14 protein-coding genes are annotated in these 19386 nt (G+C 75.7%); 4 read left to right on the top strand and 10 right to left on the bottom strand.

Translation table 11 applies throughout. The features are described from left to right. Nucleotides 1-125 precede the first annotated feature (125 nt). The 3 genes from ACFTZA_RS15545 to ACFTZA_RS15555 all read right to left on the bottom strand — a co-directional run bounded on the left by ACFTZA_RS15545 (nucleotide 126) and on the right by ACFTZA_RS15555 (nucleotide 2216). Nucleotides 126-425 carry a DUF4193 domain-containing protein gene (locus ACFTZA_RS15545; protein WP_069387839.1) on the bottom strand — a complete coding sequence of 100 codons (300 nt, stop codon included), beginning with the start codon at nucleotides 423-425 and terminating at the stop codon, nucleotides 126-128. Between the two features lie 282 nt (nucleotides 426-707). Further along, nucleotides 708-1559 carry an inositol monophosphatase family protein gene (locus ACFTZA_RS15550; RefSeq protein ID WP_378196824.1) on the bottom strand — a complete coding sequence of 284 codons (852 nt, stop codon included), beginning with the start codon at nucleotides 1557-1559 and terminating at the stop codon, nucleotides 708-710. A gap of 3 nt (nucleotides 1560-1562) precedes the next feature. Beyond that, on the bottom strand, nucleotides 1563-2216 hold the full coding sequence (locus ACFTZA_RS15555) for a trimeric intracellular cation channel family protein (RefSeq protein WP_378196826.1): 654 nt from the start codon (nucleotides 2214-2216) through the stop codon (nucleotides 1563-1565). A gap of 107 nt (nucleotides 2217-2323) precedes the next feature. Here ACFTZA_RS15555 and sepH point away from each other — a divergent pair, with 107 nt between their 5' ends. After that, a complete protein-coding gene (sepH, locus tag ACFTZA_RS15560) occupies nucleotides 2324-3490 on the top strand; it encodes a septation protein SepH (RefSeq protein ID WP_378196829.1) in 1167 nt (388 codons plus the stop codon). A gap of 8 nt (nucleotides 3491-3498) precedes the next feature. On the opposite strand, the gene ACFTZA_RS15565 is transcribed toward sepH, so the two are convergent. From ACFTZA_RS15565 to ACFTZA_RS15580, 4 genes are all read right to left on the bottom strand, one after another. Then, nucleotides 3499-4140 (bottom strand): thymidine kinase, encoded by a 642-nt coding sequence (locus ACFTZA_RS15565; RefSeq protein ID WP_378196833.1) that lies wholly within the window; start codon nucleotides 4138-4140, stop codon nucleotides 3499-3501. Nucleotides 4141-4212: 72 nt separating this feature from the next. Beyond that, a complete protein-coding gene (locus ACFTZA_RS15570) occupies nucleotides 4213-5412 on the bottom strand; it encodes an alkaline phosphatase family protein (protein ID WP_378196836.1) in 1200 nt (399 codons plus the stop codon). Further along, complete coding sequence (locus ACFTZA_RS15575; protein ID WP_378196838.1) at nucleotides 5409-6011, bottom strand: DUF5998 family protein; 603 nt, start codon at nucleotides 6009-6011, stop codon at nucleotides 5409-5411. The genes ACFTZA_RS15570 and ACFTZA_RS15575 overlap by 4 nt, the downstream gene beginning before the upstream one ends. Before the next feature lie 70 nt (nucleotides 6012-6081). Next, on the bottom strand, nucleotides 6082-8931 hold the full coding sequence (locus ACFTZA_RS15580) for a GNAT family N-acetyltransferase (protein WP_378196841.1): 2850 nt from the start codon (nucleotides 8929-8931) through the stop codon (nucleotides 6082-6084). 216 nt (nucleotides 8932-9147) lie between these two features. Between ACFTZA_RS15580 and ACFTZA_RS15585 the strand changes: the two genes are divergently transcribed. The 3 genes from ACFTZA_RS15585 (at nucleotide 9148) to ACFTZA_RS15595 (ending at nucleotide 14410) form a co-directional block, all read left to right on the top strand. Continuing rightward, nucleotides 9148-11595, top strand: a complete 2448-nt coding sequence (locus tag ACFTZA_RS15585; RefSeq protein ID WP_378196844.1) for a DNA topoisomerase (ATP-hydrolyzing) subunit A — start codon at nucleotides 9148-9150, stop codon at nucleotides 11593-11595. Nucleotides 11596-11662: 67 nt separating this feature from the next. Beyond that, complete coding sequence (locus ACFTZA_RS15590; protein ID WP_378196847.1) at nucleotides 11663-13051, top strand: PP2C family protein-serine/threonine phosphatase; 1389 nt, start codon at nucleotides 11663-11665, stop codon at nucleotides 13049-13051. A 90-nt stretch (nucleotides 13052-13141) separates the two neighbouring features. Then, a complete protein-coding gene (locus ACFTZA_RS15595) occupies nucleotides 13142-14410 on the top strand; it encodes a PP2C family protein-serine/threonine phosphatase (RefSeq protein WP_378196850.1) in 1269 nt (422 codons plus the stop codon). 47 nt (nucleotides 14411-14457) lie between these two features. On the opposite strand, the gene ACFTZA_RS15600 is transcribed toward ACFTZA_RS15595, so the two are convergent. The 3 genes from ACFTZA_RS15600 to ACFTZA_RS15610 form a co-directional block, all read right to left on the bottom strand. Beyond that, complete coding sequence (locus tag ACFTZA_RS15600) at nucleotides 14458-14892, bottom strand: nitrite reductase (NAD(P)H) small subunit (protein WP_378196853.1); 435 nt, start codon at nucleotides 14890-14892, stop codon at nucleotides 14458-14460. After that, nucleotides 14889-17543: a nitrite reductase large subunit NirB gene (gene nirB / locus ACFTZA_RS15605; RefSeq protein WP_378196856.1), complete on the bottom strand. Its 2655-nt coding sequence runs from the start codon at nucleotides 17541-17543 to the stop codon at nucleotides 14889-14891. Before nirB ends, ACFTZA_RS15600 begins: the two co-directional genes overlap by 4 nt. A gap of 175 nt (nucleotides 17544-17718) precedes the next feature. Continuing rightward, nucleotides 17719-19110, bottom strand: a complete 1392-nt coding sequence (locus ACFTZA_RS15610; RefSeq protein WP_378196859.1) for a helix-turn-helix domain-containing protein — start codon at nucleotides 19108-19110, stop codon at nucleotides 17719-17721. Nucleotides 19111-19386 lie beyond the last annotated feature (276 nt).

The raw sequence follows: 19386 nt of genomic DNA on the forward strand, positions 1-19386 counted from the left end.
CCGGGCCGCCCGGTGCCCGGGGCCCCGGGGGCGCGCCCGGGGGGCCCCGGGCGGGCCCCGGGGCCGCCGGCGGCCGCCCCCCGGGGGGGCGGCGGCCGACGTGCGGGGACGTGCGCGGACGCGGGTCAGGCGGCGCACTCCGTGCAGATCTGCTGGCCGTTCTTCTCGTAGGCGAGCTGGCTGCGGTGGTGCACGAGGAAGCAGCTCGCGCAGGTGAACTCGTCCGCCTGCCGCGGCAGCACGCGGACCGAGAGCTCCTCGCCGGACAGGTCGGCGCCGGGGAGCTCGAAGCCCTCCGCCGCCTCGGTCTCGTCCTCGTCCACAACGCCCGAGCTCTTGTCGGAGCGACGAGCCTGCAGCTCCTGGATCGAGTCCTCGCTGAGCTCCTCTTCGCTCTTGCGCGGGGCGTCGTAGTCTGTTGCCATCTGTGGGGTCACTCTCCGAAAGCTCGTCGATAGCGACCGTGCGTGCCCGGGGACCGGCCTCGCCGGGCGTGCCGAGCGGCACGGGTACGGGACGTGGGGGACGCCCCGTGACGTGCCGTGCCTCGAGGACCTCGGGACACGTGCACGCTGATCAATGCGTGGCGCACCGGAATTGTTCCCGGCGGGCCCCCGGATTCTGCACCATTTCGCGCGCTGATGCACCCCGTGGCTCACGGCGCGTCGCGGGTGTCCTTCGTCACGGCCCCGGACCGCCGTGTCGGGTCACGCGTCGGAGTCGGCGCCGGCCCTCTCGAGCAGCTCCACGAGCTCGGCGACGCGCGCCGGTCCCCCGACGACGGTCATGTCGTGACCTGCGGCGCGACCCCGCAGGCCGGTCACCCGGGCGCCCGCCTCGTGCGCGACGAGCGCGCCCGCCGCCATGTCCCACGGGTTCAGGCCGCGCTCGTAGTACAGGTCCAGCTCGCCGCTCGCCACGAGGCACAGGTCGATCGCCGCCGAGCCGAGGCGGCGGATGTCCCGCACGCGCGGGAGCACCTCGACCAGCACCCGGGCCTGCGCCCGGCGACGCCCGGCGTCGTAGCCGAACCCGGTGCCCACGAGGCACTGCGCCAGCTCCGCCGGCTCACCGACCCGCAGGGGTGCGCCGTCGAGCGTCGCGCCCGCCCCGGCGCCCGCCGTCCAGGTGCGCCCGTCCACGACGGAGTGCACGGCGCCGGCGAGCACCGTCCAGCGCTCCGGGTCCGGCGGGCCGACGACCGCCGCGACGGACACGGCGTACGACGCGACCCCGTACAGGTAGTTCACCGTGCCGTCGATCGGGTCCACGACCCACGTGATCCCGGACGACCCGCCGGTCGACCCCTCCTCCTCGCCGAGGACCGCGTCGTCCGGTCGTGCGGCGGCGATCTCGCGGCGCAGCAGCGCCTCGGAGTCGGCGTCCATGCGCGTGACGACGTCGGTCGCGGTGGACTTGGTGGACGCGACCTCGACCCGGTCCGGGCGGCCGGTGCGCACGAGCTCGCCCGCTGAGCGCGCGAGGCGCTCGGCGAGCTCGCGCAGGGCGGGCACGGTGACGTCGTCGGGCAGGCGGGGGTCGTCGATGAAGGAGCGCACGGCTCACATCCTGCCCGAACCGGGCCCGGGCCGACGACCTTCCCAGGGCCCCGGCGCGGACCAGCCGAGGCGCAGGGAGAGCAGGCGGAACCCCAGCACGAGCGCGAGGACGCCCGCCTGGGACAGCAGCCCGAGGGCGTCCGCCTCCCACAGGACCGCGGTGAGCGCCGCGCCCACGAGCGCCGGGACGGCGTACAGCTGCTGGTCCTGGAACAGCAGGGGCGCCTCGCTCGTGAGCACGTCGCGCAGGATGCCGCCGCCCACCCCGGTGAGCACGCCGACGAAGACGGCTGCGAGCGGCCCCACGCCGTACTCGAGCCCCTTCATGGTGCCGGAGAGCACGAACAGGGCGAGCGCGCCGGCGTCGAGCACGACGATGCTGCGTCGCAGCCGCTCGAGGCGAGGGTGCCAGAAGAACGTGACGACCCCGGCGGCGGCCGCGACGGCGACGAGCCGCCAGTCCGAGATGCCCACGGGCGGGATCGCGCCGATGAGCACGTCGCGCAGCAGCCCGCCGCCGAGCCCCGCCGCCCAGGCGAGGACGAGGACGCCCACGAGGTCGAAGCGCTTGCGGACCGCGGCCAGCCCACCGGAGAGCGCAGCGCAGAAGACCCCGCCGAGCTCGAGAGCGTCTCCGGGGACGAGATCGAGGATCACGGGCACGATCCTCCCAGAGCCAGTCCGCGGCACACCGGGCGCATTGCACCCGCGTCGGGCGCGAGGATGGCACCCTCGGAGGCAGGCACGGTGACACGGGAGGACCGATGGACGAGCTCCAGCTGGTGAGACTGCACGAGGACGGGGAGCACCTCGTCCTCGGCGGCACGGGCGGCGCGCGCTTCGTGCTGCCCATCTCCGAGGCGCTGCGGGCCGCCGTCCGGCGCGACCGTCCCCACCTCGAGCACCTGCGCGCCGAGGACGCCCGACGCCTGTCGCCGCGCGAGATCCAGTCGCGACTGCGCGCCGGCGAGGGGGTCGAGGACGTCGCCGAGGCCGCGGGGCTCGCGGTCGAGCAGGTGCGGCGCTTCGCCGGTCCGGTGCTCGCGGAGCAGGAGTACGTGGTCGAGCGCGTCCGCGCCGCGCGCCCGGGGCACGGCGACGACGCCCCCACCGTCGACGAGCTGGTGGCACGGCGCCTGTCCGCCCGCGACGTCGACCTCGCGGGACTCGAGTGGTCGGCGGCGCGCACCGCGGGCTCGCCGTGGGTCGTCACGGTCGTGTTCACCGTCGCCTCCGGCCGCTGCACCGCTCGCTGGTCGTACGACCCGTCGTCGCGCGCCCTGCACGCCCTCGACGACGAGGCGCGCTGGATCACCCAGCCGGAACCCGCGCCCGAGCCCGTGGCCGCCGACGTCTTCGACGTCGACTCCGCCGCGCCCCGGCGACACCCCCCGCGCCGGACGCCCGAGGCGGACGGCACGGCCGACCTGCTCGACGACCTGGGCCGGCGACGTGGCGTGCGCGCGCGCACCGGCCCCGACCGGGGGTCCGCCGCTCCCCCCGACGACGGGCAGGAGCCCTTCGAGGGCTTCGGACCGCTCGCGATGCTCGACGGCGAGGGCCCCGACCACGCGGCCGAGGGGCGCGACGACGACCGCCCGCAGCACGGCGGGACGGTCGTCCAGCTGCCCTCGCTGCGCCCTTCGCCGCGCCCGACGCCCGCCCGGGAGGAGGAGGACGGGGTGCACCCGGCCGCGCTGCGTACCGACGACGAGCCGGCCGCCTCCCCCGCGACCCGTCCGTCCACGCCCGCACGCTCGTCGACGCCGTCGCGACCGTCCGGGCCGCAGGACCCGGACGACGCCGCCGCGCAGGACGTGCCCGCCACCACCCGTCCCGCGCCGCGCGAGACCCGCAGGAGCCGCAACCGCTCGCGCGCGAAGGTCCCCAGCTGGGACGAGATCGTGTTCGGGGCGCGCCCCGAGCACTGACCCCCGGCTCAGCCCGGCAGGTCGAACGACAGCCCGTCCGCGGGCCCGAGGGCGCGCGCCGCGGCGGTCGTCATGCGCCGCATGTGGTGCCGGCGGCACAGGACCTCGTAGGCCACCTCGCCCGGCCCCGTCCCGACGTCGCCGACGACGACCTGCTCCCCCTCGACGACCATGCGCCCGTCGACGGTGCGCGCGTTGTGCGTCGCGCGCGCCCCGCACCAGCACAGGGACTGCACCTGCAGCACCTCCACCCGGTCGGCGAGCTCGATGAACCGTGCGGAACCCGGGAACAGGCGCGTGCGGAAGTCGGCCGTGATGCCGAACGCGAAGACGTCGATCTCGGTCTCGTCGACGAGGCGGGCGAGCTGCTCGACCTGCGCCGGCGAGTAGAACTGCGCCTCGTCGCACACCAGGTAGTCCACGGGGACCGGCTGGGCCGTCACGAACGACCAGAAGTCCGTGTCGTCCCGCACCTCGTGCGCGACGACCTCCAGCCCGAGGCGAGACGACAGCCGGTCCGTCCCCGCGCGGTCGTCACGCGAGAAGATCAGCCCGCGCCGCCCGCGCGCCGCGTGGTTGTGGTCCAGCTGGAGGGCGAGCGTGGACTTGCCGCAGTCCATGGTGCCGGAGAAGAAGACGAGCTCGGCCATGCGGGCCCTTTCGCGGTCGGTCCTGTCGTCGGTGGCTGCGGTGCCGGGCGCCAGCGCGCCGGGCACCGCGCGTCAGCCCGTGGCCACGAGCAGGGGGACCCGCATCTCGCGCTCCGTGAGCGACCCGTGGACCCCGACGAGCGCGAGCGACGCGGGAGTCTGGGTGCGCGAGTCGACCACGGTCGCCCGGCCCCGCATCGCCACGAGCACGTCTCCGGCGGCGGCCACCGCGTCGGGTCGTGGATCGGGCCCCAGCAGCCCGCCCGCGAGCACCTCGTCGCGCTCGAGCACGAGCGCGCCGTCGCCCAGGGCGTCGCGCCAGCGTGCCGCGACCTCCTGCGCCCGGCCGGGCTCGGCGTACAGGTGCACGGCGCGCGGCTCGCCCCCGACGAGCACGACGCCCTGCGAGAGCACCGGGTCGTCCGCGACGTCTCGTCGCAGCACGGGGTCGACGTCGACCATGCCGTGGTCGGCCGTGACGAGCAGCAGCGTGCCCGCGGGCAGCGAGCGCGCCAGGCGCGCGAGCTCGCGGTCGAGGGCCTCGAGCTCGTCGCCCCACTGCCACGAGCCGGAGCCGTGGTGGTGGCCGGCCTTGTCGACCTCGCCCCAGTAGACGTAGACGAGACCGGGTCGGCGCAGCGCCCGCACCGCGGCGTCCACGCGGTCGCCCAGCCGCTCCCCCGCGGCGTACGTGCCACCGCGCAGCGCGGCGAGCGTCATGCCGGACCCGGCGAACCGTGCGGGGCCCGTGGACGTCACGGCGACCCCTGCGTCCGCGGCGACGCCCAGCAGCGGAGGTTCCTGCTGGAGCTCGTGCGGCGGCGGCGCGCCCTCCCACGACACCATGTTGGCGAGCCCGCCGGTCGCCGGGTTGCGCTGCGTGTAGCCGAGCATGCCGGTGCGTCCGGGTGCGGTCCCCGTGCCGAACGCACCCACCGCTGCGGCGGTCGTGCTGGGGAACGACGACGTCAGGGCCCGTGCCCCCGGCAGCAGGGAGCGCAGGAAGGGCGCGTGCCCCGCGCGCTCGGCGAGGTTGACGTGCCCGAGGCCGTCGACGAGCACGACGCACACCCGCTCGGCGGCAGGCAGGTCGAGGACGCGGCGCGCGTCGGCGCCGTCGATGCCCGTCGCCGTCGTCACCCCGACGCCGAGCGCGTCGAGCGCGGCGGGGAGCACGGCTGCGAGGCTCCCCGTCCCGCCGTCCGGCGCGAGCAGGTCCGCGGGCAGCTCGACGGCGGCGCCGGCCGCGGCCCGCGGCGGCGGCACGGTCACGGGACGCGCTGCGCCGTCGCGCGCGACAGGGCCCTGGCGAAGTCGACGGCGGCACCCACGGCGGCGCGCCCCTCGGCCTCGGCGCTCACGCGGACCACGACGTCGTCCGGCGTGATCTGGCCGGTCATGCCGTGGTCGGCCTCGCACGCCGGGTCGGTGCAGCCGGCGGGCTCGAGGTCCACGCGCGAGACCGCGCCCCAGCCGAGCGCGAGCGTGACCTCGAGCGGCGGCTTGCCCGCGCGGTGCTTCTGCGGGTCCGCGACCACGTGGGTGAGCGAGACGGACCGCACCTCGGCGAGGGGCACGGACTCCGTCGTCGCGGCGGCCGAGGCCGACGGGTTCTCGCTGTCGGCGGGGTGGTCGTCCACGTGCGCCGTGACGAGACGCGTCGGGGTGAGCACGAGCACCGTGAGGTGGCGCCGGACCTCGGACGCGTCGAACGTGGTCTCGGGCAGCACCAGGTGGGAGACGATCTCCTCGCCCGCGACCGCGAGGTCGAGGACGTCCGCGACGAGCTCCGGGTAGTAGCCGGCACGGTGGAGCTGGGCGGTCAGGTCGGTCCAGGCGTCCGGGGACGCGTCGGAGGTCGTGGAGGGCACCCGCGCATTCTCCCACCCGCCGGGAGGCGGCGGCCAGCCCGCGGCACGCGGTGCGGACGTCGCGGTGCGCTCAGCCGGGGAGGGCACGGCGCAGGGTGTCGGCGCGCTGGGCGTCACCGAGACTGATGCGCGCGCTGAGCACCGCCGCGCCGTGCTCGGACACCACCACCGGGTGGAGCTCGAGGCTGCGCACCTCCGGCAGGTCGTCGGCGAGCACGGACACGCGGGCGAGGACGTCCTCGAGCGCGCCGGTCGCGACGACCGGCGCGCCCATGTAGCCGAACAGGCGTGGAGCGGCGCGCACGGAGCGGACCATCGCCGCGACGTCGACGTCGGTGAGCGGCGGCACCCCGTAGGCGACGTCGTCGAGGAGGTCGACCGCGTCGCCGGCGAGCCCGAACGAGACGACCGGCCCGAACAGCTGGTCCTCGGTGGAGCGGATCACGCAGGCCACCCCCGCGTCGGCCATGGCCTGCACCTCGAAGGGGGCGTCGGCCGCGCTCGGCACGACGGCGGCGAGCGCCGCGCGCATCTGCTCGACGTCAGCGCGCAGCTCCGCCTCGTCCGCGATGACGAGACGCACGCCGCCGAGGTCGGCGCGGTGGCGCAGCGCCGCGGCGGTGCTCTTCAGCGCGACCGGCCACCCGATCTCGTCGGCGGCCGCGACGGCCTCGTCCGCGGTGCCGACCCGCCGTGCCGGCCACACGCGGATGCCGTAGCAGTCGAGGAGCTCGGCGGCGTCGGCGGGGCCGAGGTCCCTCCCGGGCGCGCCCGCGAGCGCACGCTCGACGATCGAGCGCGCGCGGTCGGGGTCGAGTCCCGACGGGCGCACGGGCACGCCGTGGTCCGTCTCGCGCCAGGCGGCGTAGCGCACGACGGCACCGAGCGCGGCGACGGCGTCCTCGGGCGTCGAGTACGCCGGGACGCGGCAGCGGGCGGTGGCGGCCGCGCCGTCGGCGGGGGCGTGGGGGTCCGGTGCCGACAGCTCGTCCGTCATCCCGTGCAGCCCGAGCATGCTGGCGACCGTCGTGCGCCGGGTGCGCGCCGCCGCGCGCGCGACCGCGTGGGACACGTCGGCGCGCCGCGGCCGCACCGTCGGCACCTGGACGGCGACCACGACGTCGCACGCGTCCGGCGCGTACGCGGCACCCACCGCCTCCGCGACCCGCTCCGGCGAGGCGTCCTCGGGCAGGAAGTCGGTGTGGGACACGACGAGGCCCGCGGAGACGACGGCCTCGGCCACGAGGGCCGCGAGCGACGCCGAGCTCGCGAGGACGCCGACGCGCCGGCCCTCGGGCAGCGGCTGGTGCGCGAGGAGCTGGGCGATGTCGATCATGTGGTGGGTGTTCTCCGCCCGGATCACGCCCGACTGGCGCAGCATCTCCTCGAGCGTGCGGCGCGGTGCGCGCGTCGAGCGCACCGCGTGCCCCGGTGGCACGACGTGGCCGGACCGGCCCGCCGTCACCACGACGACGGGCTTGACGGACGCGAGACGGCGCGCGATGCGCGTGAACTTGCGCGGGTTGCCGATGGACTCGAGGTACAGGCACACGACCTGGGTCGCCGGGTCGTCCTGCCAGTACTGCATCAGGTCGTTGCCCGACACGTCGGCCCGGTGGCCCGCCGACAGGAAGGTCGAGACCCCGAGGCCGCGACGCGCGGTCGTGGCGAGCAGCGTGACCGCCATCGGCGCGGACTGGCAGAACAGGCCGACGACGCCGGGCGCGGGCAGGTCGTCGGCGAGCGTGGCCGCCAGCCGTGGGTGCTGCGCGCTCGTCCCGGTCGTGACGAGGCCGTAGCTCGCCGGCCCGATCACGCGCAGACCGGCGGTGTGCGCGGCGCGCAGCAGCTCGCGCCGCAGCGCGAGCCCCTCCTCGCCCGTCTCCGCGTACCCGGCGGAGAGCACGACGACGCCGCGCACCCCGAGACGCGCGAGGCGGCGGACCGCGTCGATCGCCTCGGGCGGGCGCAGCGCGACCACGGCGAGCTCCACGGGTCCGGGCACCGCGGCGAGCGACGTGTGCGCGACGACCCGGGCCCCGCCGGGCCTCCGCGACTCACCCGGCTCATCCGGCTCGGCGGCCGGGACGGTGGTCGGGACGGACGGGCCGACCACGTGGACGGTGCCGTCGCCGCGCGCGAGAGCCGCGAGCGCCCGGTGCGCGAGGAGCCCTTCGATCGAGGCGTCGCGGCCGTCGGCCGGGTCCGGCGGGCCCACGAGCACGACGCTCGTCGCCCCGAGCAGCCCCTGCATGCTGCGCGCCTCGGCACGGTGCTCGCGGTCCGCCATGACGGCGCGCGAGCGCTCGGTGGGGTCGAGGTCGACGCTGACCACCACGAGGCCGTCGTCCATCTGCTGGTGGACGTCGTACCCGGCCTCGCGGAACACGGCGAGCATGCGGCCGTTCTGCGGCAGGACGTCGGCCGTGAACCGACGCACGCCGCGCTCGCGCGCCGCCGCCGCGAGGTGCTCGAGCAGCACGGAGCCCAGCCCGCGCCCCTGCGCCGCGTCGGCGATGTTGAACGCGACCTCGGCCTCGTGCGCCGAGGTGCGGTCGAACCGCGCGACCCCGATGATGTCGACGCCGTCGGGGTGCTGGTCGGCGTCGTGCGACCCCTCGATGCCGGGGCCCGCGCCGTCCGCGTCCGGGCCGGCCGACCGCGGGCGGACGGCGACGAGCGCGACGCGGTCGCGGTGGTCGACCTGCGTGAAGCGCTCGAGGTCGCGCGGGGGCAGGCGCTGCAGCGGCGCGAAGAACCGCAGGTACGTCGACCGCTCGGACTGGCCGACGTGGAACCGCTGGAGCGCGTCGGCGTCCCCGGGACGGATGGGGCGCACGTGCGTGGTCGTCCCGTCGCGCAGGACGACGTCCGCCTCCCACTCCACCGGGTACGTGCCGGCGGCGCCGTCGTCGCTCACGCCCCCAGGCTATGCACTCCCCCGTCCGGTGCGCCTGCCGCGGCACGGTCGCGCGACGGAGGACAATCGTCCGCAGGGGCGCGCGGCGCGAGCCGGGCGCGGGCGTGTCGCACGCGTGGGCTACCCTCGCGTGCGGCGACCCGGCGGCCCCAGCCGTCGGCCCGCCACCCACGACCAGCGTCGCCGACGCACCGACCGGCAGGAGCCCGCACGACCATGGCGCGCAAGCCCTCGACCCCCTCGCTCGACCCGGGCGCGGTGAACGAGACGATCGTCGACGTCGACGTCGCGACGGAGATGGAGGGGTCGTTCCTCGAGTACGCCTACTCCGTCATCTACTCGCGCGCGCTGCCGGACGCCCGTGACGGCCTGAAGCCGGTCCAGCGCCGGATCCTGTACATGATGGCCGACATGGGCCTGCGGCCCGACCGTGCGCACGTGAAGTCCGCGCGCGTCGTCGGCGAGGTGATGGGCAAGCTCCACCCCCACGGCGACGGCGCGATCTACGACGCGCTCGTCCGCCTCGCCCAGGACTTCTCGCTGCGGCTCCCGCTGGTCGACGGGCACGGCAACTTCGGCTCGCTCGACGACGGCCCCGCCGCCTCGCGGTACACCGAGGCGCGGCTCGCCCCCTCGGCCCTCGCGATGACGACGAACCTCGACGAGGACGTCGTCGACTTCGTGCCGAACTACGACAACAAGCTCACCCAGCCCGAGGTGCTGCCCTCGGCGATCCCCAACCTGCTCGTCAACGGCGCGTCCGGCATCGCCGTCGGCATGGCGACCAACATGCCGCCGCACAACCTGGTGGAGGTCGTCGCGGCGGCGCGCCACCTCGTCAAGCACCCGGACGCGGACCTCGAGGCGCTGATGCGCTTCGTCCCCGGCCCCGACCTGCCGTCGGGCGGGAAGATCGTCGGGCTCGACGGCGTGCGCGACGCCTACCGCACCGGCCGCGGTTCGTTCCGCACGCGCGCGACGGCACGGGTCGAGAACCTCACGCCGCGGCGCAAGGGCATCGTCATCACGGAGCTGCCGTACGTCGTCGGCCCGGAGAAGGTGATCGAGAAGATCGCCGAGGGCGTCAAGGCCAAGAAGATCCAGGGCGTCACCGCCGCGACGGACCTCACGGACCGCGAGCACGGGCTGCGCATCGTGGTCGAGGTCAAGACGGGCTTCAACCCGGAGGCCGTGCTCGAGCAGCTGTACAAGTTCACGCCGCTCGAGGACTCGTTCGGCATCAACAACGTCGCGCTCGTCGGTGGCCAACCGCGCACGCTGGGCCTGCGCGAGCTGCTGACCGTCTGGGTGGACCACCGCATCGACGTGGTGCGCCGACGGTCCGCCCACCGGCTGCGCAAGCGCTCCGAACGCCTGCACCTCGTCGACGGGCTGCTCGTCGCGATCGTCGACATCGACGAGGTCATCCAGGTCATCCGGTCGTCCGACGACGCGCGCACGGCGCGCGAGCGGCTGCGGACGGTGTTCGACCTCTCCGAGCCGCAGGCCGAGTACATCCTCGAGCTCCAGCTGCGCCGCCTGACGAAGTTCTCGCGGATCGAGCTCGAGAAGGAGCAGGAGGAGCTGCGCCGCGAGATCGCCGAGCTCGAGGAGATCCTCGGCGACGACGCACGGCTGCGTGCCGTCGTGTCGGCGGAGATGGCGGACGTCGCGAAGACGTACGGCACGCCGCGCCGCACCGTCCTCCTCGAGTCCGCGGGCGCCGCCCCGACCACCACGTCGGCCGTGCCGCTCGAGGTCGCCGACTCCCCCTGCTGGGCGCTGTTCTCGGCGACCGGCCTGCTGGCGCGCACGAGCGACGACGCGGAGCCCGCACGAGCCGGTTCGCGCTCCGCGCACGACGTGCTGCGCGCCCGTGTGCGCACCACGGCGCGCGGCACGGTCGGGCTCCTCACGAACCGCGGCCGCGTGGTGCGCCTGTCGGTCCTCGACCTGCCGGCGATCCCCCCGACCGACGGCGCGCCGAGCCTGTCGGGCGGCGTGCCGCTCAGCGAGGTCGTCGCGCTCGAGCCGGGTGAGGAGGCCGTGACCGTCGTCTCGCTCGACGCCGACGCGCCCCCGCTCGCGATCGGCACCGCGCAGGGGGTGGTCAAGCGCCTCGCGCCGGGCGACGTGCCGAACCGCGACGACTGGGAGGTCATCGGCCTGCGCGACGGCGACACGGTCGTCGGTGCCGCGCCCGCGACGGACGCCGACGAGGTCGTGTTCGTCAGCACCGACGCGAACCTCCTGCACTTCGAGGCCGCCGCCGTGCGGCCGCAGGGCCGGCCGGCGGGGGGCATGGCCGGCATCCGGCTCGCCGACGGGCAGCGCGTGGCGTTCTTCGGGGTCGTCCCGGCCGACGTGCGCGACCTCGCGACGGTGGTCACCGTGTCCGGGTCGTCCGACGCGCTGGCGGGCACCCAGACCGGAGCGGCCAAGGTCACGCCGTACGAGCTCTATCCCGGCAAGGGCCGCGCGACGGGCGGGGTGCGCGCGCACCGCTTCCTCAAGGGCGAGGACGTGCTGATCCTCGCCTGGGTGGGCCAGGGGCCCGCGCGGGCGACCGGCGCCGGCGGACAGGCCGTCGACCTGCCCGAGGCGGACCAGCGCCGCGACGGCTCCGGCACACCGCTGGCCTCCCCGGTGACCGCCGTCGGCTGACCCCTCGCCGCCCCGGGCCGCGTCCCTCGCGCTGCGCGATACCCCCGATGGGGGCACGCTGAACAAGGTGGAGGCCGCACAGGAGCGGGGCGGCGGGACGGCGAGGGAGCCGGCGGAGAAGGTCGACTACCACGCGGTCTTCGCCGCGCTCACGGCGCCCAAGCTCGTGCTGTCGCCCGAGCTGATGATCCTCGACGCCAACGACGCCTTCCTGCGGACCGTCGACGCCCCGGCCACCGCCGTCATCGGCCGGCACTACCTCGACGTCTTCGCGCCACGGGACGACGTCAGCCCGCTGATCCGCCAGGTGACGGAGGCGTTCGAACGGGTCCTGGCGACGGGACGGCTCGAGATGATCGGCCCGCAGCGCTTCGACATGCGCGACGCCCACGGCCGCTGGGGCGAGCGGTGGTGGGTGATGACGATCGTCCCCGTCCTGGATCCTGCGGGCCACCTGTCGGTGCTCGTGCACCGAGCCGAGGACGTGACCGACATCGTGCTCGCGCGACGGCAGGCCCGCGCCGGGACCGCGTCGCGTGGCAGCCCGCCGGCGACCGCCCCTGCCGAGGACGCCTCGCTCACCGGCACGTCGTCACCGGTCGCCGCGTCCGGCGACGCGCTCCCGGACGCGGCGTCCGGCGGGCAGGACGCGCCGCTCGACCCGGCGGTGATCGGTCACGTGCTCGCCGTGGGCTCGACGGTGCGCCGGTACGCCGACGCGCTCGTCCGCGAGCGCCGCGCCGCGCTCGAGCTCCAGGACTCGATCCTCACTCCCCCGCCCTCGCCGCCAGGGCTGCGCATCGACGCCCGGTACCGCCCGGCGGTCCCGGAGGTCCATGTCGGAGGGGACTGGTACGACGCCTTCGTCCAGCGCGACGGCCGCACCGTCGCCCTGGTGGGCGACGTCACGGGGCACGACGTCGCCGCGGCCGCGCGCATGGGGCACCTGCGGGGCCTGGTCCGGGCGGTCGGCTACAGCACCGGGGGCACCCCCGCGCAGATCCTCGACGAGGCGGAGCGGACGGCGGCCGGCCTCGAGCTGGACGTCACCGCCACGGTCGTCGCGGCGTGCGTCGACCCTGCTGCGCCGGACGGGACGCGCGCGGCACGGCTGTGCCGTGCGGGGCACCCGCCGCCCGTGCTGCTGTCCGCGGACGGGTCGGCGCGTCTGGTCCCCGCCCGCGCCGACCCACCGCTCGGGCTCAGCTTCGGCGACGACCGCCACGACAGCGACGTGACGCTGTCGCCGGGCGACACCCTCCTGCTCTACACCGACGGGCTCGTCGAGCGGCGCGGCCACCGGTTGCGGGACAGCCTCGCCGTGCTCCCCGAGCGCGTGGCCGTGCACGCGCGCGTGGGACCGAGGCGCCTGCTCGACGCGCTGCTCGCCGACCTCGTGCCCGACGGCGCGGAGGACGACGTCGCGCTCCTCGCCGTCCACGTCGAGGAGGGGTGAGCCGGGCGCCGGCGCCCGGTCCGGGCGCGCCGTGCGACCGTCGCGCGCCCTCGTCCTGCGAGCGCGGCCGGCGCCCGTCAGGCTCAGGGGGTGACGCGAGCACCCGACGTGACGGAGGACAGCGTGCGGACCACCTCGCAGGATCTCGACTACCAGGCGATCTTCTCGGCCCTCACCGCCCCCAAGCTCGTCATGTCGTCCGAGCTCATGGTGCTGGACGCCAACGACGCGATCCTGCGCACGGTCGACGAGCCGGCGTCGGCGATCGTGGGACGGCACTACCTCGACGTGTTCCCGCTCCACACCGAGGAGGGCGCCGGCGCGGCCGAGGTGGTCGCGTCGCTCGACCGGGTGCGGGCGACGGGACGCCTGGAGATGATCGGGCCGCACCGGTACGACCTGCGCGACGCGGACGGCCGGTGGACGGAGCGCTGGTGGATCACGACGAACGTGCCCGTCACCGACGCCACGGGCGCGGTCTCCGTCATCGTGCACCGCGCGGAGGACGTGACGGACATCGTGCGGGCGTACGGTCCCGTCCGGGCGGGCGGCGCCACGGCTCCCTCCCCGTCCGTGCTCGACCGCGTGCTCAGCGTCGGGTCGACCGTCCGCCGGTACACGGCGGCGCTCGTGCGCGAGCGCCGCGCCGCGCTGGAGCTGCAGGACTCGATCCTCACGCCGCCGCCCGATCCACCCGGCCTGCGCATCGACGTGCGGTACCGGCCGGCGGTGCCGGAGGTCCACGTGGGCGGTGACTGGTACGACGCGTTCGTCCAGCCCGACGGCCACACCGCGGTCGTCGTCGGCGACGTCACGGGGCACGACGTGTCCGCCGCGGCGCGCATGGGTCATCTGCGCGGGGTGGTTCGTTCGGTCGGGTACTGCACCGGTGCCGGGCCGGCGTCGGTGCTCGACGCCGCCGAGAGCACCGCCTCCGGGCTCGGGCTCGACGCGCTCGCGACGGCCGTGGTCGCACGCATCGGACCGGGTGCGGAGGGCGAGCCGCGGTCGCTGACGTGGGCGTCGGCCGGGCACCTGCCCCCGGTGGTGCGGCGGGCGGACGGTTCGGCGCGGCTGCTCGAGGCGCAGTCCGACCCGTTGCTCGGGCTGGGCCTGGGCGGCGACCGGTCCGACCACGCCGACACGCTGGCGCCCGGCGACACGCTGCTGCTCTACACCGACGGCCTCGTCGAGCGCCGGGACCGTCCGCTGCGCGAGAGCCTCCACGAGCTGCCGGGGCGTGTCGCCGCGCTCGGCGACATCGCGCCGGGGCGGCTGCTCGACGCCCTGCTCACCGAGCTCGTCCCGGCCGGGACCCGGGACGACGTCGCACTCCTCGCCGTCCGCGTGGACCGCTGAGGTCGGTCCGTCGGCACGCCGCCCGCGACGAGGACGCGAGGGTTCGGTCAGGCCCCGGACGGCGACGCGGCCACGCGTTCCTCGGCCGCCGTCCGCCCCACGACGACCACGGACCGTGCGCCGACACCGGCGACGAGCACGCGCCCGTCCCGGACCTCCGCGGGGAACACGGCGAGCGGCCGGCGGTCCTTGCCCCCGGAGTCGACGACCTCGCCCGTGTCGATGTCCCAGACCTGCTTGAGCATGGGCGTCGTCACGGTGGTCACGTCGCGCACCGCTCCGTCGTCGCCGGTGACGCGGTGCGTGCCGACCAGGCCGCGCGACATGACGTTGGCGCCCGAGTACGGGTCGCGCTGCTGGACGGCGCGCACCGTGCCGTCGGTGAGCCGGAAGACGGCGACCTGGGTGGCCCCCAGGAGCGCACCGACCCCGCGCTCGGGGTCGAGGTCCTCGAGGGCGCAGATGTCGACGGGCGTGCTCATCGGGCGTCTCCTGCGGTGAGGTCGGCGCGCACGCCGGACAACGCGGCGTCGCGGGCGGCGCGCGGGTCAGGGTACGTCGGGGCGTCGTGCTCCCCGGCCGGGCGGACCTGGCCGCGCTCAGGCACGAACGCGAGGTCCGGGTCCGCGGCGTCGGGCGCGTTGACGAACGTCACGAACTTGCGCATCTTGTCCGGGTCGGCGAGCGTCGCGCTCCACTCGTCCTCGTAGGAGCGCACGTGCTCGGCCATCGCGGCCTCGAGCTCGTCCGCGATCCCGAGGGAGTCCTCGACGACGACGCGGCGCAGCTCCTCGAGCCCGCCCGTGCGGTCGGCGACCCACGGCGCGGTGCGCTGCAGCCGGTCGGCCTCCTGGACGTAGAGCATGAGGAACCGGTCGACGTACCGCACGAGGGTCTCGTCGTCGACGTCCTCGGCGAGGAGCTGGGCGTGGGCGGGCTGCGCGCCGCCGTTGCCGCCCACGTACAGGTTCCAGCCCTTGTGCGTGGCGATGATGCCCACGTCCTTGCCGCGCGCCTCCGCGCACTCGCGCGCGCAGCCGGAGACGCCGAACTTGATCTTGTGCGGCGACCGCAGCCCGCGGTACCGCAGCTCGAGCCGCACCGCCATGGCCGACGAGTCCTGGACGCCGAACCGGCACCACGTCCGGCCGACGCACGTCTTCACCGTGCGCAGCGACTTGCCGTACGCGTGCCCGGACTCGAAGCCCACCGCGACCAGGCGCTCCCAGATCTCCGGGAGCTGGTCGAGGCGCGCGCCGAACATCGCGAGGCGCTGGCCGCCGGTGACTCGCACGTAGAGGCCGTAGTCGTCCGCGACCCGCGCGAGCTCGAGCAGCTGGTCGGGTCGCACCTCGCCGCCGGGCATGCGCGGGATCACCGAGTAGGTGCCGTTCTTCTGCAGGTTCGCCATGACGTGGTCGTTGGTGTCCTGCAGCGCCGCGTGCTCGCCCTCGAGCACGTGACCGCGGTGGAGCGTCGACAGGATCGAGGCGACGGTCGGGCGGCAGACGGCACAGCCTCGGCCCGTGCCGTGCGCCGCGACGATCTCCGAGAACGTCCGCAGGCCCTCCTCGCGGACCACCCGGTACAGCGCGGCCCGCGACATCGCGAAGTGCTCGCACAGCGCGTCCGAGACCGTGACGCCCGCGCGCGACAGCTCGGTGTTCAGCAGCTTGGTGAGGGCCGGGACGCACGAGCCGCACACCGTGCCGGCCTTGGTGCACTCCTTGACCTGCCCCACCGTCGTGCAGCCGTGCTCGGTCACCGCCGCGCGGACGGTCCCCGCATCGACGTTGTTGCAGGAGCAGACGACGGCCTCGTCCGGGAGCTCGGTGTCCGCCAGCCCTTCGCCGTCGGGCGCGATGACGGCGGCCGGGTCGGCGCCGAGCGGGCGTCCCAGGAGCGGGCGCAGCGCCGCGTACAGCTCGACGTCCCCGACGAACACGCCGCCCAGGAGCGTCGTGGCGTCGTCCGAGAGCACGAGCTTGCGGTACCGACGGTTCACCGGGTCGACGAAGGACACCTCGAGCGCGCCCGCGCTGACGGCGTTGACGTCACCGAACGACGCGGCCTCGACCCCGACGCCCTTGAGCTTCGTCCCCTCGTCGGCGCGCCGGTGCGCACGTTCGCCGCCGAGGAAGCGGTCGACGACGACGTCCGCCATGTCGTTGCCCGGCGCGACGAGCCCGGCGCACACGCCGTCGACGGACGCGCACTCGCCGATCGCCCAGACGACCGGGTCGGAGGTCTGGCACGCGTCGCCCACGACGACGCCGCCCCGCTCCCCGATCGCCAGGCCGGCCTCGCGGGCGACGCGGTCGCGCGGTCGGATGCCGACGGACAGGACCACGACGTCCGCCGGGAGGTCCGAGCCGTCGGAGAGCACGGCCGTGCCGACGGGACCGTCGCCGGCGGGCAGGAAGCGCTGCGCCCCCACCCCGGTACGGACGGTGATGCCGAGGTCCTCGACGAGCAGGCGCAGCATCTCGCCGCCGCCCTGGTCGAGCTGGACGCTCATCGGGCGGTCCGCGAACTCGACGACCGTGGCCTGCGCCCCCAGCTGCTGCAGGGCCGCCGCGGCCTCCAGACCGAGCACCCCGCCGCCGACGACGACGCCCCGCACCGGCCGGCCGAGCACCTGCTCGCGCAGCCGCACCCACTCCGCGAGCCGTTCGACGTCGTCGATGGTGCGGTACGTGAACAGACCGGGCAGGTCCGTGCCCTCCGCGCGCGGCGTCCAGGCCCACGACCCGGTCGCGAGCACGGCGCGGTCGTAGTGGACCTGGCGACCGGACCTCGTGGTCACCACGTTCGCCGTGCGGTCCAGGGACGCGACCGCGTCACCGGTGACCAGGGTGATGCGCGGGTCCTCCCACACGCCGGGGTCGAGCGTCAGGGCCTCCGCGTCGCGCGACGCGAACCACTCCGACAGGTGCACGCGGTCGTACGGCTCGTGCGCCTCGTCGCCGATGACGGTCAGCGACCACGTGCCCTCCGGGTCGCGACAGCGCAGGCTCGTCGCGAAGCGGTGGGCCGTCATGCCTGCGCCGACGACGACGATCCGGGTGCCGTCGAGCCCGCTCGCGTCGGTGGACGAGGTGGTGACGGGTGACGGGCTGGTCGTGGTGTGCATCTGGGGAGATCCTTCGGGAGGAGAGCGTTGCCGCACGTCGCCCCGCACCGGTCGACGCCGGTTCCGACACTATCCCGCTCACACCGGACGAATCGGACGCGCGGGACCAAGGTCCCCGACATCCCCCCGGAAGGGCCTCCGCCCGGACGCGACGGCGCCGTGCGGTACGCCCGCGTCAGGCGTTCGCGAGCTCGCGGTCGCCGTGCGCCGCGGGCTTCTGGTCCTCGTAGCGGCGCACGACGCGGCTGACGGTCGAGCGCGACGCCGAGACCTGCTCGGCGATCTCACGCTGGTTCATGCCCTGACGAGCGAGCTCGACGATGCGGCGGTCGCGCTCGGCCGCCGGGTCCTCCTCGACGGAGGGCCCGGTGGCCGAGGCCTGCGCGGCGTCCCCGGAGCCAGGGAGATTGAACACCTCGACGCGTCGGGTGTGACCGGTCACGGCCGACGGCTCCGTGGCCGACGGCGTCGCGGTGTCCTCCGGGACGGGCTGCTCCCAGGGGAGCGGTCGCGTGCGCTCGAACAGCTCCTTCACCCGCGCCTCGAGATCGGGAAGCGCCTCGAAGGTGGTGGTCCGGGGCGTGTAGGGCTGCTCGAGCCCGTTCTCCGGCTCGGCGGCGGGGCTCTCGGCGGGCGCCGCCGCAGCGTGCTGCTCGGGGGCCGGCTCGTCCGTCCGTGCGACCGCGACGGCGGGGCCGGCGGCGTCGCGCGCCGGCTCCGGCACGAGGGACTCGAGGTCGCGCGCCTCCACGAGCCGATCGGCGGGCGGGGCGGTCCGGGCGACGGCCCCGGAGGCCTCGGAGGCCCCTGCCGATCCGGAGGCCTCCGCCGACCGGCGGGCGGTGCCGCGCTTGACGGAGCTCGCCCCGATGCGGTCGAGCCGGTTGCCGTGGCGCTCCGCGGCCTCGAGCCGGTCGACCCAGACCTGCATGCGGCGCTCGAAGTCCTCGACCGTCAGCAGCTTGAGCGCTGCGTCCCGGGCGGCGCGCTGCCGCTCGTGCGCGGCACGGACCTTGCGCAGGTCCGCGGGCGCGCCCGCGCTGTCGGCGCGCGCGTCGCGCCACTGCTCCAGCGCGGAGACGTACCCGTGGACCCGTGCCTCACGGCGACGCTCCTCGAGGGTGTGACCCGTGACCATGTGCCGCTCCCCCACGAGGGCGAGGTGCCACATGAGCGCGGCGACCAGCGGCGGTACGAACCGGAACACCACCATGTAGGGCGTGCTCTCGGTCGGGACCGCGACCTCGTGCAGCGCAGCGAACACGCCCGAGGTGCCCGAGAGCACCCAGGTGAGGGTGAGGAGGACGCCGTACGGGCGGCCCTCCAGCGCGGCGTTGCGCGCCATGAGCGCGACGGCGACGAGGCTGACCTCGAGGAAGCCCGCCAGGCCGTACGCCTCGAGCGGCGACATGTGCGCGACCTCGAGGCCGAACAGGACCATGCCGCTGTAGGCCAGGGCCGTGGCGATCGTCGCCGCGACGACCACCGCGACCATCGGGAGATACCTGCCGCGGTAGCGCACCTGCCGCGGGGAACCGCCCGAGCCGGTCTGGTCCTGCTGTGTCACGTCGTCCTCCGAGAAGTGGTGGGGGGCGCCCATATCGCACCACTCGGGACACTCTTCGTCAACGCCCCAGAAGGATCGCAACCGGATCGTGAACAGCGACGTCGGTGGGGCGGCTCGCCCCGTGCGCGGCACGACGCGCGTCGGACGGCTCCAGACAGCCCGACGCCGCGCCCCCGAGGGGACGCGGCGTCGGTCGGCGAGCGCGGAGGTCGTCAGCCCGCACGGGCGCAGGCGGATGGTCTCCGGCGCACAGGGAGGCAGCGAGAACGCCGTCCG

It is taken from the genome of Cellulosimicrobium sp. NPDC057127, from assembly GCF_042670945.1.
Classification (GTDB): Bacteria; Actinomycetota; Actinomycetes; order Actinomycetales; family Cellulomonadaceae; genus Cellulosimicrobium.

What these genes read in the sequence shown, in the direction of transcription:
- ACFTZA_RS15545 (WP_069387839.1), bottom strand. Translation starts at nt 425, where the DNA reads ATGGCAACAGACTACGACGCCCCGCGCAAGAGCGAAGAGGAGCTCAGC.
- sepH (WP_378196829.1), top strand. Translation starts at nt 2,324, where the DNA reads ATGGACGAGCTCCAGCTGGTGAGACTGCACGAGGACGGGGAGCACCTC.
- ACFTZA_RS15565 (WP_378196833.1), bottom strand. Translation starts at nt 4,140, where the DNA reads ATGGCCGAGCTCGTCTTCTTCTCCGGCACCATGGACTGCGGCAAGTCC.
- ACFTZA_RS15585 (WP_378196844.1), top strand. Translation starts at nt 9,148, where the DNA reads ATGGCGCGCAAGCCCTCGACCCCCTCGCTCGACCCGGGCGCGGTGAAC.
- ACFTZA_RS15600 (WP_378196853.1), bottom strand. Translation starts at nt 14,892, where the DNA reads ATGAGCACGCCCGTCGACATCTGCGCCCTCGAGGACCTCGACCCCGAG.
- nirB (WP_378196856.1), bottom strand. Translation starts at nt 17,543, where the DNA reads ATGCACACCACGACCAGCCCGTCACCCGTCACCACCTCGTCCACCGAC.